Genomic DNA, 23861 nt, shown 5'->3' with positions numbered 1-23861 from the left:
TGGATGGGCTAGGGGGCTCCAAAGGCTTACCAAACCTAACCAAACTCCGAATACCGGGAAGTATAGCGCGGCAGACAGTCCATGGGTGCTAAGGTCCGTGGACGAGAGGGAAACAGCCCAGACCGCCAGCTAAGGTCCCCAAGTTGTGGCTAAGTGGGAAAGGATGTGGGAATTCCAAAACAACCAGGAGGTTGGCTTAGAAGCAGCCATCCTTTAAAGAAAGCGTAATAGCTCACTGGTCTAATAGAAATCCTGCGCCGAAAATGTAACGGGGCTCAAGCCACACACCGAAGCTGCGGGTGTAGAGTGATCTACGCGGTAGCGGAGCGTTCCGTAGGCCTGTGAAGGGAGATGGGGTGACCCCTCCTGGAGGTATCGGAAGTGCGAATGCTGACATGAGTAGCGACAAACAGTGCGAGAAACACTGTCGCCGAAAGTCCAAGGGTTCCTGCGCAAGGTTAATCCACGCAGGGTGAGCCGGCCCCTAAGGCGAGGGCGAAAGCCGTAGTCGATGGGAATCAGGTGAATATTCCTGAGCCTGCTGGAAGTGACGAATGTGAAGCGTTGTGGGGACTTACTGGATTGCCCCTGCAGCCGGATCGTTCCAGGAAATAGCTCCAGCGAATAGACCGTACCCGAAACCGACACAGGTGGACTGGTAGAGCATACCAAGGCGCTTGAGAGAACGATGTCGAAGGAACTAGGCAAATTGCTTGCGTAACTTCGGGATAAGCAAGACCCATGTCCGGGCAACCGGGTGTGGGTGGCACAGACCAGGGGGTAGCGACTGTTTAGTAAAAACACAGGGCTCTGCGAAGTCGAGAGACGACGTATAGGGTCTGACGCCTGCCCGGTGCCGGAAGGTTAAGAGGAGGTGTGCAAGCACCGAATTGAAGCCCCGGTAAACGGCGGCCGTAACTATAACGGTCCTAAGGTAGCGAAATTCCTTGTCGGGTAAGTTCCGACCTGCACGAATGGCGTAACGACTTCCCCACTGTCTCCGGCATCGGCTCAGCGAAATTGAATTCCCCGTGAAGATGCGGGGTACCCGCGGTCAGACGGAAAGACCCTATGAACCTTTACTGCAGCTTTGCAGTGGCACCAGGAAAATGCTGTGTAGGATAGGTGGGAGGCTTTGAAGCATGGGCGCTAGCTTGTGTGGAGCCAACCTTGAAATACCACCCTGCGTTTTTCTGGTGTCTAACCGAGACCGGTAAGCCCGGTCCGGGACCCTGCATGGCGGGCAGTTTGACTGGGGCGGTCGCCTCCCAAATGGTAACGGAGGCGCGCGATGGTGGGCTCAAGCCGGTCGGACATCGGCTGTTGAGTGCAATGGCATAAGCCCGCCTGACTGCGAGAGCGACAGTTCGAGCAGAGACGAAAGTCGGCCATAGTGATCCGGTGGTCCCGCGTGGAAGGGCCATCGCTCAACGGATAAAAGGTACTCTAGGGATAACAGGCTGATCTCCCCCAAGAGTCCACATCGACGGGGAGGTTTGGCACCTCGATGTCGGCTCATCACATCCTGGGGCTGGAGCAGGTCCCAAGGGTTCGGCTGTTCGCCGATTAAAGTGGTACGTGAGCTGGGTTTAGAACGTCGTGAGACAGTTCGGTCCCTATCTGCCGTGGGTGTTGGAGACTTGAGAGGATCTGTCCCTAGTACGAGAGGACCGGGATGGACGCACCTCTGGTGCACCGGTTGTCGCGCCAGCGGCACAGCCGGGTAGCTATGTGCGGACGGGATAACCGCTGAAAGCATCTAAGCGGGAAACCCACCTCAAAACCAGGTCTCCCTGAGGGCCGTGAAAGACCATCACGTCGATAGGCCAGGTGTATACGTGCGGTAACGCACTCAGCTAACTGGTCCTAATAGCCCGATAGGCTCAAGAACTTCCATCATGCACAGAAGTCATCCACACATGACACACAGCACATCATAAAAAAAAACACCAGAACATCCCATCACAACACACCCCAAAAGGTGGGTTGGACGACCTGGTGGCTATGGCGGGGAAACTACACCCGATCCCATCCCGAACTCGGACGTGAAATGCCCCAGCGCCCATGGTACTGCATCTCAAGATGCGGGAGAGTAGGTCGCCGCCAGGTCTTCCAACCCACCTTTTGCTATTACCACCGCGGGGTGGAGCAGCCCGGTAGCTCGTCAGGCTCATAACCTGAAGGCCGCAGGTTCAAATCCTGCCCCCGCAACCATCTTTACTTGCGACCCCGTAGCCTTAAAGGCTGCGGGGTTTTGCGTTTGTGCGGCAATCGTCAGAATGCCAGCCAGATCGCCTTGGACATCAATTTCCATCTTGCCCTCCGTCGGCGTCAGAATGATCTGGTCCACCAGCGAGCGCAGGATGTCTGCTGCCTCGACCCGCTTCTCTTCCTCTTCGTCCTGCAAGGCTTCATAGAGTTGCTGCACCCGCTTGCGGTATTGCAGCGCCATTGAGGGGGGCAGAAGGGGAGGCGATTCCTCAGCTTCGGCCAGGAACAAGGCCAGTTTCTTCTTGCGCTGTTCCAAAAGGACCATCTTGGCGTTGATCGCGTCGGCCGCGCCACCCTTGAGGATCAGGTTGAGCAGCGTGTCGAGTTCGCGGTCGATCTTCGCAATCTCGGCCTCGGCCGAAGCGATGCCCGCGTGGCCTTCCATGCGCAGCAGGTTCATCTCCTGCGTGAACACCTCGCAGAAGCGGGCGAACATCTCCGGATCGACGAGCTTGGTGCGCAAGGCGTTCAGCACACGCGATTCCAGTTCCTCGCGACGGATATTGGTCCGGTTATCGCAGGTGCCTTTGTTCCCTGCCGTCGAGCAGCCGATCAGGGTCGCCGAGATCGCCGAATAGCCGCCGCAGCAGCAGGCGCATTTGGTCAGCCCGGAGAACAGGTACTTCGGGCGGCGGCGGTGGTTCATCTTGCGGACGTCGGCGATGCCGCTCTCGTCCCGCTCTCGTCCCGCTCTCGGTCCGCATCTCGCTCGGCCGCGCCTTCACGGCGTTCCAGAGGTCGTCGTCGAGGATGCGCAACTCGGGTGCGTCCTGAATGACCCATTCCGTTTCCGGGTTGGGCCGGGCTTGCCGCTTGCAGGTATCCGGATCTTTGACGAAGCGCTGACGGTTCCAGACGATCTTGCCGACATACATCTCGTTGTTGAGGATGCCGTTCCCACGCTTCGGGTTGCCGTTGATCGTGCTGAAACCCCAGTCACCCACCGGACGGGGCGGGGATGTCGTCCCGGTTCAGAGCGAAGGCGATGGTCTTAGCCGACTTGCCCGCCTCGACCCGGCCGCGTTGTCCACGACGGGTCTTGTCGGCCAGGTCCTTCAGAAACAGCGCGTTCATCGTGCCCTTGAGCCCGACATGGAGGTGCGAGACTTCACCCTCGGAGAGGGTGAACATCTTCACGTCCGAATAGGACATACGCTTGAAGAGGCCCGCTATGTCCTTCTGATCGCGCGAAAGCCGATCCATGGCTTCCGCAAGGATCAGGTCGAAACGACCGCGCGTGGCGTCGGAAATCAGGGCTTGGATGCCGGGGCGCAGCAGAGACGAACCAGAGATCGCGTGATCGGAATACTCCTCGACGATCTGCCAGCCCTGCTTCTCCGCATGAAGGCGGCACATGTGGAACTGGTCGGCGATCGAGGCGTCGCGTTGACTATCGAACGAGTAGCGGGCGTAGATCGCGACCTTCAATGCACCCCTCCTTTCGGCATCAGGAGGTGCGCTTCCCCCGTCGCTTCGTCATCTTGACTTCTTCCGCGTAACATTCCCGTGCCGCCTGCCGCGCAAGAAAGTCGACCAGACGCAAAAGCCGCGGGTCGGGATCGCCTCTTGGAGTAAAGGTCAGTTCCGGCTCGTCGATGAGCAGGGATTCGAGCAGCGCTTCGCGCTCGTTCCTTGTCATCTTCGCCGACGCTTGGATTGATCGTGATGTCATACATCCAAGCATTCACCCAAATATCAGTGTAAGAAATTGATATAACACGCGTATATTGGGCGGCAGAAAGCCTGTTCTTGGCGGCTTCGGTGAAGTCTGGCGTATTCCCTCGTGCCGCAGCATATGGAAAATACTGGCGCAAATGCGCAGTATTCTTCTGCATTACCTCACTGCGGTGGGCGGCCCAAGGCATCGCTGACATCCCTTGTTTGCAAGGTCAATATCGGCTATATGTCAGGATATAGCACGGAGGCCCGTCATGAGCAATGCGGCACAGAAGAGAGCGATCGAAAATTACCGGGCACGCTTGACGCAGCGTGGCTTCAAGCGTTTCGAGGTCTTAGCACTGGAATCCGACCGCGAGCTAATCCGGTCGCTTGCTCGCCAACTGTCGGAGGAGGGGCCGGAAGCGGAAAAGGCGCGGGCTGCGGTCAAGGCGGCCCTTGTTGCAGGTGAGCCGCCAAAACCCGGTGGCATCCTGTCTGCCCTTCGCCGTTCTCCCCTTGTTGGCGCGGATCTCGATCTGTCGCGTCCACGCGATGAAGGGCGCCGGGTCGATCTGTGACGCGTTATCTTCTCGACACCAACATCATTAGCAACATCGTCAAACCGCAGCCATCCGAAACCCTTCTGGATTGGATGACCGCGCAGCAGGACGAGGATCTTTTCGTCACTACGTTGACCATCGCTGAGATCCGACGTGGCATTCTGGAAAAGCCGCGTGGGAAAAAGCGCGATGCGCTCGATGCCTGGTTTTCGGGACCGGAAGGGCCACAGGAGCTGTTTGCCGGTCGCATTCTTTCGTTCGATGAAAAAGCTGCCCTCATCTGGGCGCGATTGATGGCGGAAGGGAAGGCGGCAGGTCGTCCACGAAGCGGACTCGATATGATTATCGCCGCAATCGCGGGAGCACACGACTGCGTAGTCGTCACAGATAACGAAAAGGATTTCAGGGGGCTTCAAATCGTCAACCCCTTGCGTCGCGAAGCAGAGGGGGGAGATTGATGACAGCAGGAACGCTTTTGCCAACAGAATATCAGCTTATTGGTCTTACAGAGGGCGGCGGCGTTGGTGATCTGTTGGCTGGTCTCGACAAAAAGCAGGGATGAATTCGGCTTCAGGCCCTGATCTCGGAATGGCTGCGTATAGAAAACGTCGTGGTGCTAACCGGGGCGGGAACCTCAGTCTCCGCCGGCGGGAAGACCATGGCGAACCTTGAGGTCGCTGTATTTGATACCATCGAGGCCTTTGCTGAGCTGCCCGCGTCGATTACCCCTATTATCAAGGCGCGACGGAAAGCAGTTGCACAGGCGAAGATCGACAAGACGGAGCCTCTGGGCTTCGAGGGGGGGCTGTCGTTTATCGCCAATGCCCTCGTCTTAGGGCAATCCAAGGACGCTCCGTTTTCCGGTGTCATCTGGCCGGGTATGTCAGCACCAAGCCTCAAAGACCTTCAATGGTTCGTCGATCGGTTGCGCATGGCGATCTTCGCTGAATGCGCGTTGTCCTTGCCGGACACCGGGCTTGCGACATCGGCGACCGCGGTCGCCCCTCAGTTGGCTTTCCTTTCAAAGTTGGTCGCGCGCGACAGCAATCTCGGGCGAACTCATCTCTTCACCCTGAATTACGACACGCTCTTCGAGCAGGCGCTGAATTGCTTGGAGTACAATATTTCGATGGATTCACGGGTCGCGCGGCTGCGCGCTTCGATCCGTCCGTCTATGGGCTCGACATCTATTATCCGGGCGAGGTCGCTGAAGGTTGTGTCCGCCGATTCGACAAGTTCCTGCATTTCTACAAGTTGCATGGCGCGATCCACTGGTTCGAGCACGGCGATGAAATGCGCGCCCGTCATCCCGACCTGACGCCTTTCCAGTCCTATGCAGCGAAGAGTCCGGCGGACAAGGCGGCATTCGTGCCACTGGCTGACAAAACGCCTTCGGTAGGCATCCTGCCCACCGCCAACAAGTTCGCGCAGACGCTGACCATGCCCTACGCGCATCTGTTCCGGTCGTTCCAGGTCCGACTCGGCATTCCCCAAACCTTCTTGCTCGTCCTCGGTTATGGGTTCGGGGATGAGCATGTCAGCCGGATCATCGAGAATTCCTTGATGAACCCTTCGCTGGTGATGCTGGTAATCGAACCCAATCCAGAAAGTCCGGTCATTGAACGCATCCGACGCTACAAGGATCTCGGCAAACGCGCCTTCGTTCTCTGCCCCACGACAGATGCTTTCGCTGCCGCACCTTTCACACTTGCGACGTTCGACGACTTTGCGACCTCGGTGATGCCCGACGTGCAATGGCTCGACGACTTCCTGCGGCTACGGCGTTTCGAGAAACAGATTGCCTCCTCTGAAACGCCAACCGATCCAAACGCCGGCGTGGGGGCTTAGATGGATAATCCCCGGTTTGTCGGCCATATCGTCTCGGTCCAGGGTTTTCGGGTCAAGGTGGAGTTGCTCCCCGAAACCCGTTCGGCGTTACGTGCCACTCTGGATGGCGTTCAGGTCGCGATCGCGATCAATGCTTACCTGACCTTCTCGCTCGGGGCGGGGGAGACCGTCATCGGATCATCACCGATCTGGAGGCCCGCGAGACCTTCGATCCGAACAGCGTCGATGATCTCAGTCTCGAACTGATGAAGCCGCGCCGCGTCGCCAGCGTACAATTGCTGGGCACCATCGAGCATGCGGATGATGAACCCTCCTTCAGCCCAGGCATTTCCGTTCTGCCGACGCTCGATACGCCGGCCGAGATCGGCTTACCCGACATATTACGGGCGGTCTTCGAGATTACTCCCCGCCGCAATAAGCCGGAAGACTACGACGATAAGGACTTCGACTGTGATCTGAGAATAGGCTTTCCGACTGGTCAGGCCCGCAACGTCGTGCGCGCTTCCTACAATGACCTGTTTTCGCGGCCTTTAGCTATCGTAGGCAACACTGGGTCCGGCAAGTCATTCTCCGTATCGAGCCTGATACAGAAAGCCATGAAGGCCCTCGGTGGCGCGGCCGAGGAGCCCCATGTCTTCATCCTCGATATCAACGGGGAGTACGGCAAAGCCTTTCCGACAGTTGCAACAGCCGCGCGTTTGCCGGACCGAATCTATCTGAACGGCAGGGAGTTCGGTCTCCCTCTCTGGTTCATGAATGCCGAAGAGATCTGTGCCTGGCTCAGTGCGGCGGAGCAGACACAAGAGCCTGTGCTGAAGGATTGGTGGGCGATCGCCAAGGGCGGCGATGCCGCCGCAGCTGTCAGTATGAACGCGCTCCAAAACGCCATGAGTGCACTCGATCAATTTCTCAGCGAACTGACCAAGATCAAGAAAAAGGCAGCAGGTTCGCATTGTGATGCCGTGACAGGCCATCTAGCAGATACCGACATCGATATTGCAGCCTTCAAGGCGTCGTTCGAGAACCATCGGCTCGTCAACGACTTCAACACCGAGGTCATGAACAACCAAGCTGCAATTGCGGCAGAGGCGGAAAAGCTCAAGGACGCCATCAGAGGTAAGATTGTGGGTGGAAACGAGTTTGACGATGCAAGTCACCTGATAATGGGGACTGGGCCGGGAATGACCTGCTTTCCGATACCTGGCACGTCTATAACCCTAGATTTCGGTGGTTCGGTGGAAGGGAACACACGAGCCCGTGCGGAAGCATGGGAAAGCGTAAAGCGTTTTCTTGCCGATCTGTCGCAGTGATCTGAACTCAAGGACGCTCCGTAAAACCGGAGGGAACTTGGGGCTCAGGTCAACGTCTATTTCGACCCTGATCTTCTGAAGAAGGTCGAGGCGTTCTCGCTCCGCCGCAATGTCTCCAAATCCGCCGTCATCGAAGCTGCAGTGGTGTCCTTCCTGTCAGCCGATGCCTCGGAGCGGCTGGAGGCGGTGTTCGCCCGTCGCATGGACAAGATCGGCAGCCAGATCGAAGGGATGGACGAAGACCTCGCCATCGTGCCGAACGCTCTCGCTGTTCGTCGAGTACTGGCTGACGATCACGCTGCCGCTCCCGGAAAATACGCACGCCTCGGCCCGGTACGGTTCAAGCCCATATCGAACCGAAGATCCAAGTTGAAACAGTCTCGGTAAAATTCGGCCCGCGTTTTCGCGTTAGATGCTCTGAGATTGGCGACGATTCTCGTGACGGCGCAAGTTTGAAACCTTTCATCAGCATAGATCCCATGACCTATGATTTACATTTGACGGAGGCCATAGCATTTTTATCCCTCAGCCCAATCCCCTGCGAAAACATCCCTGTCCGTTCCAGCCTTCGCTATGAGCCCTCTTGCGTATAATCATTAGCTACGCAATGCATACAGGATGAAAAAATTGGACGATACAAAATACAACCACGGAATCGAGATCCTGATCGCTGCCTTCTATGAAGCGTTTGATAACCGTGGTGGGCGGACCGTCCAAGTCGATAAGCTACGCGACATGTTTTTGCCGGAAGCTATCGTGACTCGTTCCACTGGAATTGAAGTCGACACAATGACCGTGGACAGTTTCATTACGCCTCGGATGCGAATGTTGTCAGATGGAACCCTTACCGATTTCCATGAATGGGAGTCAGGCGCGCGGACATTTTTACTGCGAGACATCGCCTGCTGCTTTTCGACATATGAAAAGTGTGGCTTCCACAAAGTTACTCCCTATGATGGCAGAAACTGATCCAATTGGTCCGAACTCACCGAGGCTGGCGGATCGCGTCCATCGCCTGGGAGGACGACCAGTGACCAGGGCATCGCCAAAAAGCCAAACCCGCCGATTGCAACCGTTTCTTCTCTATGGTCGCACGGCGTTCCATAGTTGTTGAATCGCCCAAATTTCCGGCTCTCTTAATCGTCCCCGTCTGGGGTCCGTCTGATGTCTCCCCGGCGGACACGGGGATAAAAGGGCGGTTTCGCATCACAGTTCGGAAGGCTTGGCGCGCGGTCCTGCCATCATCCGGTTCCTGGAAAACGCCGCCGTCGTCGAGGTAACGCTAAACCCGGACGGCCGCAAACTCGCAACGGGGAACCGGTTCGTGAAAGAGATTTCGTGAAGGCGGAGAATGAATTAGGCATCGGGCCTCGGTCATGGCGACCACGCAGTCGCCAATCGATCGTCAATTTCATGCGAACGCGCCGCTCGCCCTCCAAAATGGACGAGCGGCATAGTCTTATCGCTCCAAAGTGAAGGCGACTTCGTAGAGGCCTGGATGAGCCTCGCCATATCGCTTGTTTCCTTCGATCAACCCTCTGCCTTGCAGATGCTTGAAGACACGGCGTGCAGCCGCGGCATCAGCGCTCTGGGCATAGTTGACAACGCGCGTGCCATCGAGACTCCGATGGAGGCTTGCGGACAGCCATCCATCGACTTCTCGCGCGACTTGAGCGGCGCTAGCTAGATAGTCGATCAACTGCTGTTGTTCACCATGCGGAACCGTGAACACATTGATCTGCGTAACGATGTTCGTATTCGAATGGATAATCGGCATAAACTTGCTCCTTCAGAGGTTACAGGTCGCCGACCGCTGGCATCTGATGGAAAACGCCAGCCACGCCTTTCTTGACGCCGTTCGCAAGTCAATGCGGCAGGTCCGCATTGCAATCGGCACGGCAACTGTAAATCCAAAGCTTCTGACAGCCGCCGAGCGACTGCAATATAAGGGATATCTGCGGCGTGAAGAGGCAAACGCCGTCATCCGTGGTCTCGTCAGCGAAGGCGTATCCATCAAGGAGATCGTGCGCAGAACCGGGCACAGCCGAAAGCTGGTTCGCAGTGTCGTCCGTGGTCAGCGGACCGACATCTTTCGGATCCGGCAAACTTCCCTGGAACCGCATCTCCCTTGGCTTGAAGCGCAATGGGAAGCCGGATTGCGGAACGGCGCCGAACTTTGGCGGCAGCTTCGGTTGGCTGGCTTCGGCGGCGGTCTCCGTGTTGTCACCGAATGGGCAACGCGGCGAAGGCGTGCCGAAAAGGCCGAGAACGGACTCGGACATGCGCCGGCCGCGCAAAGCTGGATCTGCTCGAAGCACGTATTGTCGGAGCGCCCTGATATCATCGAGATTGCGTCAGACCCCCGTTTGGATGCCGATAACCCTTTCTACGGGGCCCTTATTCCATGCGTAATCACACTGGGCAGAGGCGGAAAGCAGCCAACTCGTCCACGACACAGGCGGCAAGACCAAGGTGAAGCGGACATTGGCGTACTGGCTCTATCAAGTGCTCTACGATTGCCGAAACGATTTCCTTCACGGCAATTCCGTCAAGCGCGGCAGTCTTTTTCTCCCCGCGCCCCAGCGGTCGATCTTTGAATATGCCGCCCCTCTCTACCGTATCGCATTGACGGCGTTTCTTCCGCTCACACACGGGGTCCCGATGCCGTCATTGATCCAGACTGTCATAGTCGATGGACCACTTCGTAGGGGGCAGCTGAGCGAATGGTGACGACTTATACGTCCTCCAATCGCCCCACGATCGTCACGAGCATCCCTGCTTCATCGTCGCTAATATGTTGGAGAATATATTTGCGAACAGCCTCCGCATGGATCGGTCGTGCCATGTTCACCCGCTGCTTCCCCTCCGGCAACAATTGCACCGTAACGCTGCGATCGTCAGCGCGTGTTCGCTTAACAAGCTGCCGAGCTTCCATCCGGGTTAGCTGATGAGAAAGGCGGCTCTTTTCCCATTCCAACGAGGCCAACAGTGCTGCTTGAGAAAGGCTACCACTGCCTAGATCATCGAGGCGGGTCAGGATGCCGAAGTCTGCCCCTGATAGTCCCGTCGCCGTCTCAATGTCCCGCCCAACAGCCGCGAGCGCGTGCCCGCTTAAGCGCTTTACCGCCAGCCAAGTAGCGTGTTCGTCACTATTTAGCGGGCCACTGCTCATCGTGATGCGTAGGCAGCGGTCGGAAACCGATTTGAGAATGACGCAAACATTTCTTTGTAAGGTTTCTTCGCCGCTTCAAACTGGTCGCTGGCAGTAATGCCATATCCCACCTCAACCAAGTCCTGACGGAGGAGCTGCGGAAAAACCGTGTTGCAAAAATCATCGACTGTCGCGCCATGGTTGTTGCCCGGTCCAGCCAGACCAGTAGCCACAGCTGGCGGGATCAATTCGATGACATGGATAGGGGTGTTGCGCAGGGAATGGCGCAGCGTGACGGTGTAGCTGTGAAGGGCAGCCTTGCAGGCCGAATACACGGGCGCGAATGGCTGCGGAATATATGCACCACCGGACGTGACATTGACGATCGCCCCCGCTTGCCCGCTATCGAGCAGCGCAGGAATCAGCAGGGCGTTCAGATGCACCGGCCCGGCAAGAAGCATATTGATCTCGGCCTGCCGCTCCGACCACGGGGCAGTATCCTCGGAAAGCGCGATACGGCGCTGGATGCCCGCATTGTTGATGACGATGTTCAAGCCGGGCAATACGTTGAGCGCATGGTTCGCCAGAGCCTCACGGTCTTCGGGACGACCGATGTCACTTTCGAACGTCAGCAGGCCTGGATGCCTCTTAGCCATCGCGGCGAGCTTTCCCTGATTCCGTCCGGTCACAAGCACATTCGCGCCGACTTCGAGGAAACGGGCCGCTAGCCCTGCCCCAATGCCGCTTGTGCCACCGGTGATCAGCACATTGGCATAAGATCCATCTATCATGACAACCCCTTAGTTGATGTATCAACTATATAGGGAGCTTTTCCTAAGACGCAAGACTGCCCTCAGTGACAAAAGTAGCCTTTCCCAATTGGGAAAGGAGCGCGAGGCGGCCGGGACGTTCCCATTTTAATGGTATTTCGGGGTACGGACCCGTCAGTCGGCAAATGTTCGTACCAGATGATCCATGATGGCCCTGACGATCGCCTTCGCGGTTGCGAGCTTGCAAAAGGCGCGCTCCATTCGGTCGTTGGCCGCAACTGGCCGCTCGTTCGGTTGTCCCCCAGGGGTCAGGACGGCGATGATCTGAACGGACGGCATTTGGCATAGCAACGGGCTGGGGTTTGGTGATGAAGCCGCCCCGGTGTCGGTCGGGCACCTCGGTGAGATCTGTTCACTTGCTCTGGATCAGGTGTATAAAATATTCACGGGTTCCATGCCAGCGCCGCTGACGCTGAGAGAGATTAACGGCTGAGTGCCAAGGGGAACCATGCGAGCTACGATATAATTGAAGTTAGGCATGACATTCGCGGTCATGCTGGCCTTGCTGATGGCCATTGCCATTCTGGGCGTATCCAAGCTGAATGAGCTCAACAGCGCGATCACCCAGGTCATATCTGGACCCGTCGCCCGGCTTGATCGGGCAGAATCCCTCAATGAGCGGATCAGCTTTGCTCTCCGGATGGAAAAAAACTTGGCGCTCACCAACGATATGGAGCTGATGCAGAAGTTCGATGGGGAACTGATGCAGGCCCGGTCGGACATGAAATCACTTATTGCCGCTGTCTTGGCGAACGCGACAGATTCCACGCGCCCAATTTGGGTCGACATTGATAACAGCTATACGGCGTGGCTGCCCGTCAACGATATGATCCGTCGGCTCGGGCTGGCGAATAACAATGCTGAGGCTGGCGTGCTGTCGATGACGAAGTCACGCGAACTGGCTGGAAAGATCAGCAGGGCAACGACCCAACTCGTGGGCAGTTCGAAGGCGGACATGGATGAGGCCAATAAGGCCACTGATACCATGTATGACAGCGCACGGACCATGATGATCGTCATGGCCGGTCTGGCGTTGGTGGTCGCGCTGGCGGGGGCGATATGGATCGGGTGGATCGTAGCGCAGGGGCTGAAGAAGGCGTCGGTCGTGATCGCGGCGGTTGCGATCGGTGACATTGAGCAGGAGGTCACGGTAGCGACCAACGACGAGATCAAGGATCTGGTCGACACGGTGAACCGAATGACCACCAATCTGCGCCAGACCGCACGGCTGGCCGATACAATCGCCACTGGCGATCTCAGCGTCGATCATCAGCCGCTCTCCGACAAGGACGTATTGGGGCATGCCCTTGTTCGCATGACCGCGAACCTGCGTACGTCAGCGCAGCTTGCCGACACGATTGCGGACGGGGATCTTCGTGTCGATCACACGCCGCTGTCCGACAAGGATATACTGGGTCTGGCGCTGATCCGCATGACGAGCAATCTGCGTGCGTCTGCGCAGCTTGCCGACGCAATTGCGTCGGGCGTCTTAGCGTCGATCACAAGGCGTTGTCCGACCGGGATATGCTCGGTCTGGCGTTGATCCGCATGACGACCAGCCTTCGCACCTCGCCGATATGATCGCATCGTGCGACCTTACGGTCAGCCACCAGCCGCTTTCGGATAAGGACGTACTGGGGCAGGCGTTGGTCTCGATGCTGGATCGACTTCGCGGTGTAGTCGGCGATGCCACGCTGGCAGCCCAGAATGTTGCGGCGGGTAGTCAGCAACTGTCCTCCTCCTCGGAACAGATGTCGCAAGGGGTTACCGAGCAAGCGGCTGCCGCTGAGGAAGCCTCAGCATCGATGGAACAGATGGCGGCGAACATTCGGCAGAACGCCGACAATGCCAGCCAGACCGAGAAGATTGCGCGCCAGTCGTCTGCGGATGCCGAAATGAGCGGAGGGGCTGTCGAAAATGCAGTCGTTGCGATGCGCACGATCGCTGAAAAGATCAGCATTGTGCAGGAGATCGCCCGCCAGACCGACCTTCTCGCGTTGAATGCCGCCGTTGAGGCCGCTCGTGCAGGTGAACATGGTCGCGGTTTCGCGGTCGTCGCCTCCGAGGTGCGCAAACTTGCCGAACGCAGCCAGATGGCAGCGGGTGAGATTAGTGGCATGTCCACCGACACCGTGGCGGCGGCACAGCAGGCTGGCGAGATGCTTGCCAAGCTGGTGCCGGACATCCGGCGTACCGCCGAACTGGTTGCAGAGATCAGCGCGGCGTGCCGGAAGCAGGACATCGGTGCAAGTCAGATCAACACGGCGATCCAGCAGCTCGATCGGGTGACGCAGCAAAATGCGGCTGCATCGGAGCAGATTTCCTCCACCTCCGAAGAACTTGCCAGCCAGGCCGACGAGCTTGAGGAAAACATCGCTTTCTTTCGTATCGAGAATGGCGGGCGAAACGCCCGGTCGAACCGCCGGCCCGTCCCGGCACGTATGCCGACGAGAGCCGCGAAGACGACCAAGTCCGCTGCCAGACCGAACGGGCTTGCCGATCAGCAGGCCCGAACGAGGGGTTGTGCGTTGGACCTCTCCAATGGCGGCCCGGACAGCGAGGATGCGGATTTCGGGCGCGCCGCCTAGAAGCGTGCACCCAGGCGTTCGCTAAGTGAAGCTGCGGAGTAGGGCGTCCATCAAGATTGAGTGCCGCGAGCGCATTCGGTACTTATAGCTGCAATCTGGTCAGCGCGGGCCGTTGATCGCAATTACGCTTGGCGGCTTGGCACTCCCATTCTTCGATGCCGCAGGGCGAAGCCACCATGGCCATCGAGCCATGGTGGCCGCCTCTGAACCCCCACCGTATAGATCGTGTTTGCTTGCCAAGGCCGCGACGAAAAAGTCGGCTAACTCCCTTCAACTCGCGTGAGAGCAGCGCTTCAAACCAGCGCCCGCGCCATAAAGTTGCGGACGATCGGGCTCGTTTCGCCGCGTCGGGTCGCAAGCGCGAGCCGGGCTACCAGCGTGGTATCAGCGACGGGGCGAAAGACGACACCTGCGATTGCGACCTGCGCCATGCTGGCCGGCACAAGAGTCACCCCCATCCCAGTGGCGACAAAATTGACGATCGACGTAATCTGCGGCGCTGTCTGGCCCAAGCGAGGCTCGATTCCCGCAGCGCTGAAGGCGCCAATGATCGTGTCGTAAAGGGTAGGGCCCACCGGACGCGGGAAAAGGAGTAACGGGTCATCCGCCAACTGCGTCAAGGCGACCTCGGAGTCTCCGGCGGCGGGATGCGAGGACGGAAGAGCCGCGAGCATGGGCTCCTCCGACACCGACCGGAGCTGGAAATCGTTCAGTCCAGGCATGCCCGGACGCAAGAAGACGACGTCGAGCGAGCCTTCCCGAAGTCCGATAGCCAAGCGGGCCGTGTTGGCTTCCTCCAAACGCACCTCGACCGTCGGATAGGCTGTGCGGAAGGTGCGGATGGCCGCGGGCACGATGGCGTTGAACGCGGAGGAGGCCGTAAAACCGATGCTCAACGCTCCCTCTTCGCCGCGCGCCGCGCGCCGTGCTGCACGGCTGGCGTGCTCAGCGAGCGTCGGCATTGCTTCTACACCTTTCAGAAACGCTTCTCCGGCCGCCGTTAGTTCCGCGCCGTGTGGGACGCGGTGGAACAGTTGGGCACCCACTTCGCGTTCGAGGTCACGGATCTGTGCGCTGAATGGCGACTGGGCAATTCCAACTTTCCCAGCGGCGCGGGTGAAGTTCTTCTCGGCGACAAGGGCAAGAAAATAGCGGATGTGACGTAGCTCCATCGTAAGATTTTTAATGTCTTAAGAAGATTTGGTCAATATGTTGGATGTTTGGGATCGGGGGGTCTAATCTAGATTATCCAAAGGAGATGCCCCTATGCCTCCAACCAGATCCTGGCTATTCACGCCCGCCACGCGACCCGAACGCTTTACTAAGGCCATCGAGGCCGGTGCCGACGTTCTCATTCTCGATCTTGAGGATGCGGTCGCGCCGAAAGACAAGACCTCGGCACGACGGGCGGCGTTCGATGCGCTTGAGCGCGCAAGAGGCGGATGCGCCCGAGCGCTACGCGTTAACGGGCTCGACACAGCCGATGGACTGACCGATGTGCTGGCACTGCTGGAAAGCGAGGTCGCACCCGACTTCCTGATCCTGCCTAAGACGGAAAGCGCCGACCATCTTCTCATCCTTGACCGACTGCTGGCGCGTACCGGTCGCGACATCCGTCTTGTCGGTCTCATCGAAAGCGCACGCGGATTGGCTGCCGTCGAAAGAATCGCCAAGGCTACGCCTCGCCTGCATGGCCTGATGTTGGGCGTCGCTGACATGGCTGCTGACCTCGGAAGCACGTCGGACTGGTCAGCCCTTGCCCATGTCCGTGGTCGGCTTATTGCCGCCTGCGCGCTCGGTGGGATAGCGGCGATCGACAGTCCCTTTTTCGACATTCGTGACGCGGCCGGAATGGAGCGGGAGGTACGTGCCGCCGTCGCGCTCGGCTTCGCCGCCAAGGCCGCGATCCACCCCAACCAAATCTCATTGATCAACACGAGTCTGACGCCATCAGAGGCGGATGTGGCCGAAGCCCGCGACATCCTCGCTGCAAACGAGAAGGGGGTCGGGGTGGTGAATGGCCGCATGATCGACGAGGCAATGGCCCGCAAGGCCCGCCGCGTCCTCGCCGCCGTCAGCAGTAGAGACCTTTCACTGTCTAAGGAGAACCACAATGGATAGCATCCTGCCCGCCTACAAGGCCGTCGGCGAACGGCGTTACCGCGAGACCTCCGGTCTCTATTGGGAAGATTTTGAGCCCGGCGACGTCTTTGAGCATCGCCCTGGCCGTACGGTGCTGGACGTTGACAACACGTATTTTACGCTGCTGACGTTGAACGTCCAACAGGTCCACTTCGACGCAGCTTATGCGGAGAAGACGGAGTGGAAGAAGATGCTGGTCGACTCGACCTTCACGCTTGCCTTGCTGACCGGCATGAGCGTGCGCACGGTTTCAGCGAAGGTCGTCGCCAACCTCGGTTGGGACAAGGTCAAGGCGACCCATCCCGTCTTTGCCGGCGACACGCTCTATGCAGAAAGCACCGTGCTCCATAAGCGTGAATCCAAAAGCCGCCCGACGCAGGGCATCGTTACGGTCTCGACGCGGGGTCTCAACCAGGACGGCCAGGAGGTGATGCGCTTCGAGCGGACCATGCTCGTTCATCGCCGCGGCCATTCCCCGGAAGAAGCAGCGGGCTATTGAGGGGAGACGGTACGGTGAACGTTCATAACCTCTATCGATCCAAGCTGACCGATCCCAGCACGGCGGTGGCCGCCATTCCTAACGGCAGCCGCGTCGCCATGGGTATGGCGATGGCCGAGCCGCCAGCCCTCCTGAAGGCGCTGGCGGATCGGGCACGCGTAGATGTCGCACTCGACCTTCGGCTCTATTACTTCGAGGCGACGTCGATCGCTGGCGATACCGTGCTCGACTATGCGTTACGCGATCGCATCAAGCCATTCTGCATGTTCATGACGGGCGTTGATCGCGCGAACGTCAGGAAGGGGCTGGCGGAAGACGGTGCGAAGTTTCTCAGCTATGTGCCGAACAACTTCCACCAGTCGCCCCGGCTGCTGATCGAGGAAGCGAAGGTCGACACCTTTATGTGCACAGTGTCGCCAATGGATCGCCATGGCTACATGAGTTTTGGGACTGGCAACGATTATTCGAGTGCCGTGGCCCGCGCCGCCACGCACCTCATCGTCGAGGTCAACCCGCAGATGCCGCGCGTCTTCGGCTCGAATTCGGCACTGCACGTTTCGGAGGTAACGGCCATCGTCGAGCACGACACGCCGTTGCTGGAACTGCCCGTCCGATCGGGTACTGAGGCCGATCACGCAATCGCGCGAGCCGTCGCCGCCATGGTGCCTGACGGGGCGTGCCTGCAGATGGGCGTCGGCGCTCTGCCCAACATGGTTTGCGCCGAGCTTCGAGGGCACAACGATCTCGGCATTCATAGCGAGGTTATGTGCCCCGGCATGATCGACCTGATCCAGGCCGGCAACGTTACCAATCGCACCAAGGCCATCAACCGCGGCAAGAGCGTCTTTACCTTCGCCATGGGACAGAAGGCCATGTACGATTTTATCGACGACAATCCGGCGGTTGAGAGCTGGCCGGTCGACTACGTCAACGATCCCGCCGTGATTGCGCGGAATGATCACGTGGTCTCGGTCAACAGCACGATCGAGATCGATCTGACGGGCGCGTGCAATTCCGAGCATATGCTGGGCCATCAATATTCTGCGTCAGGCGGTCAGCTCGACTTCGTGCGCGGCGCCTATGCCTCACGCGGCGGCCGGTCGATCATCGCGGCAACCTCCACGACGGCCCACGGCAAGGTCTCGCGGATCGTGCCGCGTCTGTCGGGTCCAGTGACGACGCCGCGGATCGACACGCACTGGATTGTCACCGAGTTCGGTGCGGCGAACATGAAGGGCTGCTCCTCCACGGAACGGGCGCATGCGCTCATCGGCCTTGCCGACCCCGCTTTCCGAGATGAACTCACAGAGGCCGCCAAAGCGCAACATCTGATCTGAACGACGTCTTCAAGAACATCGTCGGCGAAAGCCTAAACCTCTCGCAATGATTGGAGATACTCAATGCTGACCGTGACCGCCTTCGACCATATCGTCCTCAACGTCCGTGACGTGGAGACTTCGGCCGCCTGGTACGAGGAGGTGCTTGGCATGGAGCGGAAGGTCTCGCGACATTCCTCGGTCGGGGAATCGCGTACAAGCATGGTCTTCGGCCGCAACAAGATTAATCTTCGCCCAACGGCTGCTTCGCAGGAAAGCTGGTTCACGGCTGATACGCCGGCCGCCGGCAGCGCCGACCTATGCTTCCTGACAGAGGCTGATCCCAATGCCGTTATGAAGCATTTCTACCGCTGTAACGTTCCGATCGTCACCGGACCGGTGACAAAGCAAGGCGCGCTGGGACCGATCTGCTCGGTCTATGTCCGCGATCCCGACGGCAACCTGATCGAGGTGTCGTCCTATGGATAGCGCGAAGGGGCAGGCCAGACAGCGGACCACAAATCGCACATAAGAAACATATCGATTAATCGGCTTTCAACGTTTGAAGGAGGTCGCCAGAAGGACCGTACAAGAGGTCTACGCCGATCTGAGAGAGTCCATCGGAATTGACGCCAACACCACAGTTGTCCTGACGGGCCATGACCCGGTGACGCCATCGGTCCATCGAATTGGGGACGGCGCTGCCGCAGCCCTCGGCTTGTTAGGCGCCGGCATGAGCAGTCTTGGCGAGTTGAGAGGCGGGGTACGGCAGACCGTCACCGTCACCGTCACCGTCGATGTCGAGGACGCGATCGCGCAACTGATGGCGGTGTTCCTCACGAGCGTGAACGGCGTGCCTGCCAAACGACTTTTCGAGGACCCGTTCCCTGTTCGCGGACAGCGACTTCTATCGTGCGGGCGACGGCCGATACGTCTATCTGCTGCTGACCTATCCGCATCTGCGGATGCTGGCTTGCCAAGTCCTCGGCTGTCCCCCGTCACGTCGACATTATGCCGACGCGATCGCCCGTTGGGACGCCTTCGCATTGGAGGGCGCGATCAGCGGGGCGGGGGCACATGCGTTGCCGTCCGGACCCGGGCGGAATGGTGCAGCCATCCCCAAGGGCTCTACCTGGCCGATCGACCCCTGATCGAGATCACCAGGATTGGCGACACGCCACCTTTGCCCCTGCCCGAAGGAAAGGCGGCGCTACCAATGGATGGGTTGCGTGTCCTCGACAACACCCATGTCATAGCGGGGCCGATCGCCGCGCGATTGATGGCTGAACATGGAGCGGAGGTCCTTCATCTCTCGACACCGCGTTATCCCGACCCGCAGGCGATGCAGATCGAGACCAATATCGGAAAGCGAAGCGCCTGGTGCGATCTCGACGAGCCAGCCGGACGTGCCGCATTTGAACGGGTGATGAGCGATGCCGACATCTATGTTAGCAGCTACCTTTCCCTTGATCGCAAGGGTTACGGGCCACTCGCGCTTGCTGAGCGCCGGCCGGGAATTGTCGTGCTCGACTTCCATGGCTGGGGCAAGGCGGGACCTTGGTCTCAACGCGGTGGGTTCGATCAACTCGCCTGCGCCGCCACCGGTTTTTCGGCGGAGGAGGGCGCATTCGACGGCCCTCGCTTGCCGCCGCCCGATCTCGCCCGGCTGAAGGATCGATGTGTATCGGTGCTAGGACCGTTCGGCGAAACGACGTACCTACCGACCCGGATCAACTACTCTGACATTCGCCCGTCTCTTGCCCGTGGCGCAGAGCCTCTGGGCGCGTCTGCGTGCGCATGGGCAAGCAATTCGGGCTAAGCACGGTTACGCTGAGCGTAATTATCTTCCTGACGGACCAAGCGTTCGATCGTCAGGATCCCGTCAGCGCATCGTGTAACGCCTGCCGGATGATCGCCGCCAACTGGGTGGCGACCTCGGTCTCGGGTCTGGAGGGCCAGAGAAGGCACAGGCCGGGCGACGGCATATCTGGCAATCCATGTCGCGCCGCATCCAGCACGTGAACGCCGGCGGGCCGCCCGAACTTGGTGCGAAGCGCGATGCCAAGCCCGGCTACTGTAGCTGCCCACAGACCGCCAAGGCTCGGGCTGACGAAAGCGATCCGCCATGGAATGCCCGCCCTGTCAAGGTGGCTGCAGGCGAGCGTGCGGAGCACGCAGGGCGCTTCCAGCGCCACGAGGGGCAGCGGCTCGTTGCCCGCATTTTGCCAGTGGTTGGTGGCCTGGTTGTAGCCTAGGCAGCAATTCACGCCCATTACGATGCCCGTACCCCGGAAGATTCGGTTGAACCTGCAGTTGCAGGAGAGGATTTTTGCGAGGCAACCGAATGATCGGCGATGGTCGTCAACGCTGCCGCTGGTGTGCCTCCGACCTATTAGATTATGCAACTCTGGGAACTACTGCTTCGATCAGCCGCAAGAATCGTCGGTTGCGCGCCCCCGCAACCATAACCATACCTACATCATAATAAAGCCGCCTCAATCAGGCGGCTTTATTGCGTTGAAAATAGATGAAGGGGGGGGATGCAGCCCATAAGGCTGCCCCAAAATAAAAGGCAAAACCCGCCTTACTGCTGCTGAAAACCGGCCGCCAGAACGTCGATTTGAAGCATGCCATCCTCCGGCGTTAGGATAATCTCGTGCACCAGCAACCGCAGCACTTCAGCTGCGACCATTCTGAATCCTCCTGGACGGATGAGGACCGCACCGATTTTCTGTGTCGGCACGGCTTCTCCAAGGCCGAGACGGGCAGGATCATTGATACGGTGCTGGCCGAGGAAGGCCGCATAAAGATCTTCGATTTTGTCCAGGATATCACCGTCGTCGCCCGCGATAAGCCCCATCAGGATGGCCGCCTCGACATGGAGGCGAAGGCCAAGAAGCTGCTCGATCGCGCCGCCTGATAGTCGTGGAGCCGGAGATTGGGATGTCCGCGTTTTCGGCTCACTGCCTGTCAGGGGCGTTCTCGTGCAGAGCTGCATTGCGATAGAGAGAGCCTTCGCCGGTCTTTGCGCGCCTCCAGATTTCGTCATCGTCAAGATTGGTCTGGATCAGTTCCACCGGCACACCACCGTCATCAATGATAGCGACGAAATAGCCGTCAATCGGCTCGTAGGGACCAAGCAGTATGTGCTCGCCTTCAATCGCTGCCTCCAGATCGCTTACTTTGAAAGCTGGATGAGGCACTGTACGGATCAGGGGATGCAGTGGTGAAGTCGGCAGAAAGCGATGCCACTGGATACGAAATTTTCCCTGATTATCTGACGTAAACATACCGGCCGCCGCGCTGAATACTTCCCCCTCGAATGATTGGTCGGTCGGTATGCCCATATGATGGAAACGATATTCAATATGGGGCTTCAAACTTTTCTCCCCCCGATCAACATTCCAAGAGATGCCCAATCTGCCACCTTGATGAACCGGGCAGAGCGTGATGTTAGACATATATTTTCCTCATTATCGTAACAATATCTGACTCCGTGTGCGGCCTCTGCAAAGTAAATCGAAATGTTTAAGCGGTGGCGCTGCCCTCCAGCAGTGAGAGGGCGGCGCTTCGTTTCGTGACGGGTGGAGGTCGAGAGAGAGGCTCCCGACCGCCCGTCGCGGAGTAACGAACATGGCGACCGCCGTTCAGAAGATCACCCTGGCGTCGTCGCGCGACATCTCCTTCAACAAGCTGGTGCTGAGCCAGTCGAACATCCGCCGTATCAAGGCCGGTGTGTTGATCGAGGATCGGGTCCAGTCTATTGCCCGGCGAGGTCGCGGTAGCGGAGGAGGGCGCGCCTGATGCGGTCGGCCCAGCATCGGGCTTCAACATCATCGCTGCCTTCAACCTCGGCATTTCCGGCGCGCCCTTCATTGGCGGCCTGCTCGTCGCCGGACTGAGTATCCTCACAACACCTTAGGCGGCTGTGGGCTCTGCCGCCATCGCACTGGTCATCGCGGCGCTTCAACCAAAGGCGTGAAGGGGCCGGCCTACATCGGGCACTCCTTTCTGAGGATGATGATTTTGATAATGTCCTCAGATAGGGCAGATAAGCCCTCGCCTCCTTTACTGCCAAGACAGGGTATCTCGGCAAGGTAAAGCTGTTCTGGTTAATAAGTCCCCTTTATGGATGTGAAAAATATGCAGATTCCATTTGAGACAGGATTTTGTCTTCCTGCAATTTGAGAATGGCCCTGTCGATCTGATCACGCATAGGAAAGCCGGGCCGCATGACAAAGCCAAGGTTTTCGGGACGTAATGTAGCGCCTGTTACGATCAGCGGCTGGGCAGGATTTTGTTGGATATAATAATCGAGCTGGGATGAGTCTCCCAGAATAGCAGCTGTTTTGCCCTGGATAAGCTTCTGTACGGCATCGGCCAGCAGCGTATATCCTTGGACGTGCAGGCCGGTATCAAGGGCAAAAGTCATGGCGATGCTGCCTTTCATCGCGCTGACCGGGCGACTGCCCAGCTCAGTGATATTGTCCACGCGCTGGTTGATTTCTGAAGCCGTCATCACGCTGGTAATACTGGATGTGACATAGGCCACAATGCCAACGCCGCAGAGCAGCCAGATGGCGGCAATGATCCGTGCGCCAGCTCGTTCCGGCACTGTGCTGGACGTTTGATTACCAGTCAGCATGGCCATCATATCATAGAAGGCGCCTGACAGAGAGGAACTCCAGTGGGGGGATGAATCCTTCAAGACATGTCGGTGCATGATGGCTGTGATCAGGGTTGCGATCAGGATGGCCAGAAAAATAAACAGATAATTACGCAGATGACCGGAGGCAGCCAGTTCGCTCAGAAGCCTGGAAAGACCTGTGCTGTTATGTTTAACAATCATCATCCGCAGCCCGGTCTGAAACCAGGGCTGGCTGAAGATCACTTTCTCCATACGCTGACTGCTGACTGTCAGGCCGACCGTACCGACATCGATCTCACCGCGCTCAAGAGCGGAGAGAAGATCGGATATTGTTTCATAGCGGTGATAATGGGTGACCCAGCCCTGCATCTGGGATGTCTTGTCCCATAGATCAATGGCCAGCCCGGCTGGATGATCATTCTTCCGATGTGGCAGCACGAAAGGGGGATCAATGAAATAACCTGCATTGATCACAACATGGTCTGCTGCATTTTTATCCGCAGCCATAACAGTGGCAGGAAGGAGGGCTACTCCCATAACACCTGCCTGAGCCATTATGGAGGACAGAAGCAAACAGGGCACCAACAGAGAACGGAAAGAGCGTTGCAAAGCGTTGGGAAAAAAACGTGTCATGGGCCTATGAATAACCGGGATGCCGCATTCTGTACTTTACGGCGATATGAAAAATGATGCACCGGTGTGCGGGAATGATAATTGCCGATGGCCATCATCATATTTCCGCCTGATGCATTCAGATGATTGCGCAGAATGGCTCCTGCCGCTGCGATATTGAAACAGGGGTCCATCAGCAGCCTGACCCGTGTGGCCTGAACGGAAAGACCGGTAAAATGGGCAATCGGGTCTATCCAGGTGGTATTGATCTGCATCAGACCAAGGTCTTCTGTTCCGTTCGCGTTGCGATGCACAACCCCGACCGCCCCTTTTTCCACCGCCTGAATTGATGGCAGCACACGGGGCGGAAGGTGGTAGTAAGATGCAGTCGATGCCATACAGGCAATATAGGGTATGCTCACGTCAG

Annotated in this window: 27 protein-coding genes, 1 tRNA gene, 2 rRNA genes and 3 pseudogenes (1 of these 33 running past the window's edge); 21 read left to right on the top strand and 12 right to left on the bottom strand. The window is 58.3% G+C overall.

What is annotated here, in order from left to right; translation table 11 throughout:
- From GbCGDNIH8_RS09365 to GbCGDNIH8_RS09355, 3 genes are all read left to right on the top strand, one after another.
- Positions 1–1891 (top strand): 23S ribosomal RNA (locus GbCGDNIH8_RS09365); it begins 847 nt to the left of the window's first position.
- Positions 1892–1994: 103 nt separating this feature from the next.
- Positions 1995–2109, top strand: a 5S ribosomal RNA gene (gene rrf / locus GbCGDNIH8_RS09360).
- 28 nt (positions 2110–2137) lie between these two features.
- Positions 2138–2214 (top strand) — tRNA-Met (locus tag GbCGDNIH8_RS09355).
- On the opposite strand, the gene GbCGDNIH8_RS13215 is transcribed toward GbCGDNIH8_RS09355, so the two are convergent.
- From GbCGDNIH8_RS13215 to GbCGDNIH8_RS09345, 4 genes are read right to left on the bottom strand one after another with little or no spacing between them, the layout of a single operon-like run.
- On the bottom strand, positions 2171–2839 hold the full coding sequence (locus GbCGDNIH8_RS13215) for a zinc ribbon domain-containing protein (RefSeq protein ID WP_253736165.1): 669 nt from the start codon (positions 2837–2839) through the stop codon (positions 2171–2173). The two genes, GbCGDNIH8_RS09355 and GbCGDNIH8_RS13215, sit on opposite strands and share 44 nt — an antisense overlap.
- Positions 2784–3215 (bottom strand): recombinase family protein, encoded by a 432-nt coding sequence (locus GbCGDNIH8_RS13210; protein ID WP_253736005.1) that lies wholly within the window; start codon positions 3213–3215, stop codon positions 2784–2786. The genes GbCGDNIH8_RS13215 and GbCGDNIH8_RS13210 overlap by 56 nt, the downstream gene beginning before the upstream one ends.
- Complete coding sequence (locus GbCGDNIH8_RS13205; protein WP_253736004.1) at positions 3208–3699, bottom strand: recombinase family protein; 492 nt, start codon at positions 3697–3699, stop codon at positions 3208–3210. Before GbCGDNIH8_RS13205 ends, GbCGDNIH8_RS13210 begins: the two co-directional genes overlap by 8 nt.
- A 19-nt stretch (positions 3700–3718) precedes the next feature.
- Positions 3719–3910 carry a hypothetical protein gene (locus GbCGDNIH8_RS09345; RefSeq protein ID WP_216634447.1) on the bottom strand — a complete coding sequence of 64 codons (192 nt, stop codon included), beginning with the start codon at positions 3908–3910 and terminating at the stop codon, positions 3719–3721.
- A gap of 292 nt (positions 3911–4202) precedes the next feature.
- Here GbCGDNIH8_RS09345 and GbCGDNIH8_RS09340 point away from each other — a divergent pair, with 292 nt between their 5' ends.
- From GbCGDNIH8_RS09340 to GbCGDNIH8_RS09315, 8 genes are all read left to right on the top strand, one after another.
- Positions 4203–4508 carry a hypothetical protein gene (locus GbCGDNIH8_RS09340; protein ID WP_072572966.1) on the top strand — a complete coding sequence of 102 codons (306 nt, stop codon included), beginning with the start codon at positions 4203–4205 and terminating at the stop codon, positions 4506–4508.
- The gene (locus tag GbCGDNIH8_RS09335; RefSeq protein ID WP_072572965.1) at positions 4505–4948 is read left to right on the top strand and encodes a PIN domain-containing protein; all 444 of its coding nucleotides are present in this window, start codon (positions 4505–4507) and stop codon (positions 4946–4948) included. The genes GbCGDNIH8_RS09340 and GbCGDNIH8_RS09335 overlap by 4 nt, the downstream gene beginning before the upstream one ends.
- A 200-nt stretch (positions 4949–5148) precedes the next feature.
- On the top strand, positions 5149–5808 hold the full coding sequence (locus GbCGDNIH8_RS13140) for a hypothetical protein (RefSeq protein ID WP_216634446.1): 660 nt from the start codon (positions 5149–5151) through the stop codon (positions 5806–5808).
- A complete protein-coding gene (locus GbCGDNIH8_RS13135) occupies positions 5784–6338 on the top strand; it encodes a hypothetical protein (protein ID WP_216634445.1) in 555 nt (184 codons plus the stop codon). The genes GbCGDNIH8_RS13140 and GbCGDNIH8_RS13135 overlap by 25 nt, the downstream gene beginning before the upstream one ends.
- Positions 6339–6584 (top strand): hypothetical protein, encoded by a 246-nt coding sequence (locus GbCGDNIH8_RS13130; protein ID WP_216634444.1) that lies wholly within the window; start codon positions 6339–6341, stop codon positions 6582–6584.
- Positions 6584–7648, top strand: coding sequence for a helicase HerA domain-containing protein (locus tag GbCGDNIH8_RS09325; protein ID WP_216634443.1), 1065 nt, complete (start codon positions 6584–6586; stop codon positions 7646–7648). The genes GbCGDNIH8_RS13130 and GbCGDNIH8_RS09325 overlap by 1 nt, the downstream gene beginning before the upstream one ends.
- 144 nt (positions 7649–7792) lie before the next feature.
- On the top strand, positions 7793–8035 hold the full coding sequence (locus GbCGDNIH8_RS09320; RefSeq protein ID WP_253736003.1) for a hypothetical protein: 243 nt from the start codon (positions 7793–7795) through the stop codon (positions 8033–8035).
- 240 nt (positions 8036–8275) lie between these two features.
- A complete protein-coding gene (locus GbCGDNIH8_RS09315) occupies positions 8276–8617 on the top strand; it encodes a hypothetical protein (RefSeq protein WP_081370206.1) in 342 nt (113 codons plus the stop codon).
- 490 nt (positions 8618–9107) lie between these two features.
- Here the strand turns inward: GbCGDNIH8_RS09315 and GbCGDNIH8_RS09310 are convergent, their stop codons facing one another.
- Positions 9108–9425, bottom strand: coding sequence for an antibiotic biosynthesis monooxygenase family protein (locus GbCGDNIH8_RS09310; RefSeq protein WP_072572964.1), 318 nt, complete (start codon positions 9423–9425; stop codon positions 9108–9110).
- A gap of 7 nt (positions 9426–9432) precedes the next feature.
- Between GbCGDNIH8_RS09310 and GbCGDNIH8_RS13200 the strand changes: the two are divergent.
- Positions 9433–9948 (top strand): annotated as a pseudogene (locus GbCGDNIH8_RS13200) (IS21 family transposase); the annotation flags it as partial.
- Positions 9949–10382: 434 nt separating this feature from the next.
- Here the strand turns inward: GbCGDNIH8_RS13200 and GbCGDNIH8_RS09295 are convergent.
- Together GbCGDNIH8_RS09295 and GbCGDNIH8_RS09290 are read right to left on the bottom strand one after the other, a co-directional pair.
- Entirely contained in the window at positions 10383–10820 is a 438-nt protein-coding gene (locus tag GbCGDNIH8_RS09295; RefSeq protein ID WP_072572963.1) for a MarR family winged helix-turn-helix transcriptional regulator, read from the bottom strand.
- Positions 10817–11590, bottom strand: coding sequence for an SDR family oxidoreductase (locus GbCGDNIH8_RS09290; RefSeq protein WP_072572962.1), 774 nt, complete (start codon positions 11588–11590; stop codon positions 10817–10819). The genes GbCGDNIH8_RS09295 and GbCGDNIH8_RS09290 overlap by 4 nt, the downstream gene beginning before the upstream one ends.
- A gap of 517 nt (positions 11591–12107) precedes the next feature.
- Here GbCGDNIH8_RS09290 and GbCGDNIH8_RS09285 point away from each other — a divergent pair.
- Together GbCGDNIH8_RS09285 and GbCGDNIH8_RS09280 are read left to right on the top strand one after the other, a co-directional pair.
- Positions 12108–13172, top strand: a complete 1065-nt coding sequence (locus GbCGDNIH8_RS09285; RefSeq protein WP_072572961.1) for a HAMP domain-containing protein — start codon at positions 12108–12110, stop codon at positions 13170–13172.
- Between the two features lie 34 nt (positions 13173–13206).
- The gene (locus GbCGDNIH8_RS09280) at positions 13207–14217 is read left to right on the top strand and encodes a methyl-accepting chemotaxis protein (protein ID WP_081368939.1); all 1011 of its coding nucleotides are present in this window, start codon (positions 13207–13209) and stop codon (positions 14215–14217) included.
- Positions 14218–14510: 293 nt separating this feature from the next.
- Here GbCGDNIH8_RS09280 and GbCGDNIH8_RS09275 read toward each other — a convergent pair whose 3' ends face one another.
- Positions 14511–15389 (bottom strand): LysR family transcriptional regulator, encoded by an 879-nt coding sequence (locus GbCGDNIH8_RS09275; protein ID WP_072572960.1) that lies wholly within the window; start codon positions 15387–15389, stop codon positions 14511–14513.
- A gap of 94 nt (positions 15390–15483) precedes the next feature.
- On the opposite strand from GbCGDNIH8_RS09275, the gene ripC reads away from it, so the two are divergent.
- The 5 genes from ripC to GbCGDNIH8_RS09250 all read left to right on the top strand — a co-directional run bounded on the left by ripC (position 15484) and on the right by GbCGDNIH8_RS09250 (position 19993).
- Positions 15484–16338: an itaconate degradation C-C-lyase RipC gene (gene ripC, locus GbCGDNIH8_RS09270; RefSeq protein ID WP_072572959.1), complete on the top strand. Its 855-nt coding sequence runs from the start codon at positions 15484–15486 to the stop codon at positions 16336–16338.
- Positions 16331–16858, top strand: coding sequence for a (R)-specific enoyl-CoA hydratase RipB/Ich (gene ripB, locus GbCGDNIH8_RS09265; protein ID WP_072572958.1), 528 nt, complete (start codon positions 16331–16333; stop codon positions 16856–16858). The genes ripC and ripB overlap by 8 nt, the downstream gene beginning before the upstream one ends.
- A 14-nt stretch (positions 16859–16872) precedes the next feature.
- Complete coding sequence (locus GbCGDNIH8_RS09260) at positions 16873–18195, top strand: acetyl-CoA hydrolase/transferase family protein (protein WP_072573776.1); 1323 nt, start codon at positions 16873–16875, stop codon at positions 18193–18195.
- Positions 18196–18258: 63 nt separating this feature from the next.
- The gene (locus GbCGDNIH8_RS09255) at positions 18259–18663 is read left to right on the top strand and encodes a VOC family protein (protein ID WP_072572957.1); all 405 of its coding nucleotides are present in this window, start codon (positions 18259–18261) and stop codon (positions 18661–18663) included.
- A gap of 244 nt (positions 18664–18907) precedes the next feature.
- On the top strand, positions 18908–19993 hold the full coding sequence (locus GbCGDNIH8_RS09250) for a CoA transferase (protein ID WP_172822997.1): 1086 nt from the start codon (positions 18908–18910) through the stop codon (positions 19991–19993).
- A gap of 52 nt (positions 19994–20045) precedes the next feature.
- Here the strand turns inward: GbCGDNIH8_RS09250 and GbCGDNIH8_RS09245 are convergent, their stop codons facing one another.
- Positions 20046–20369: a LysR family transcription regulator gene (locus tag GbCGDNIH8_RS09245; RefSeq protein ID WP_253805626.1), complete on the bottom strand. Its 324-nt coding sequence runs from the start codon at positions 20367–20369 to the stop codon at positions 20046–20048.
- 512 nt (positions 20370–20881) lie between these two features.
- Between GbCGDNIH8_RS09245 and GbCGDNIH8_RS09240 the strand changes: the two are divergent.
- Positions 20882–21094: pseudogene (locus tag GbCGDNIH8_RS09240) on the top strand (DUF932 domain-containing protein); the annotation flags it as partial.
- 40 nt (positions 21095–21134) lie between these two features.
- Here the strand turns inward: GbCGDNIH8_RS09240 and GbCGDNIH8_RS09235 are convergent.
- Positions 21135–21635 (bottom strand): hypothetical protein, encoded by a 501-nt coding sequence (locus GbCGDNIH8_RS09235; protein ID WP_216634442.1) that lies wholly within the window; start codon positions 21633–21635, stop codon positions 21135–21137.
- Positions 21636–21807: 172 nt separating this feature from the next.
- Here GbCGDNIH8_RS09235 and GbCGDNIH8_RS12950 point away from each other — a divergent pair.
- A pseudogene (locus tag GbCGDNIH8_RS12950) lies at positions 21808–21951 on the top strand (DUF3363 domain-containing protein); the annotation flags it as partial.
- A 349-nt stretch (positions 21952–22300) separates the two neighbouring features.
- On the opposite strand, the gene GbCGDNIH8_RS09230 reads toward GbCGDNIH8_RS12950, so the two are convergent.
- Positions 22301–23329, bottom strand: coding sequence for a transporter substrate-binding domain-containing protein (locus GbCGDNIH8_RS09230; protein WP_072572954.1), 1029 nt, complete (start codon positions 23327–23329; stop codon positions 22301–22303).
- A 122-nt stretch (positions 23330–23451) separates the two neighbouring features.
- The gene (locus tag GbCGDNIH8_RS09225; RefSeq protein WP_081368938.1) at positions 23452–23856 is read right to left on the bottom strand and encodes a lytic transglycosylase domain-containing protein; all 405 of its coding nucleotides are present in this window, start codon (positions 23854–23856) and stop codon (positions 23452–23454) included.
- Between the last annotated feature and the right edge of the window lie 5 nt (positions 23857–23861).

This window comes from Granulibacter bethesdensis, from assembly GCF_001889545.1.
GTDB lineage: Bacteria > Pseudomonadota > Alphaproteobacteria > Acetobacterales > Acetobacteraceae > Granulibacter > Granulibacter bethesdensis_B.
This window is presented reverse-complemented; position numbering and strand designations above follow the sequence as displayed.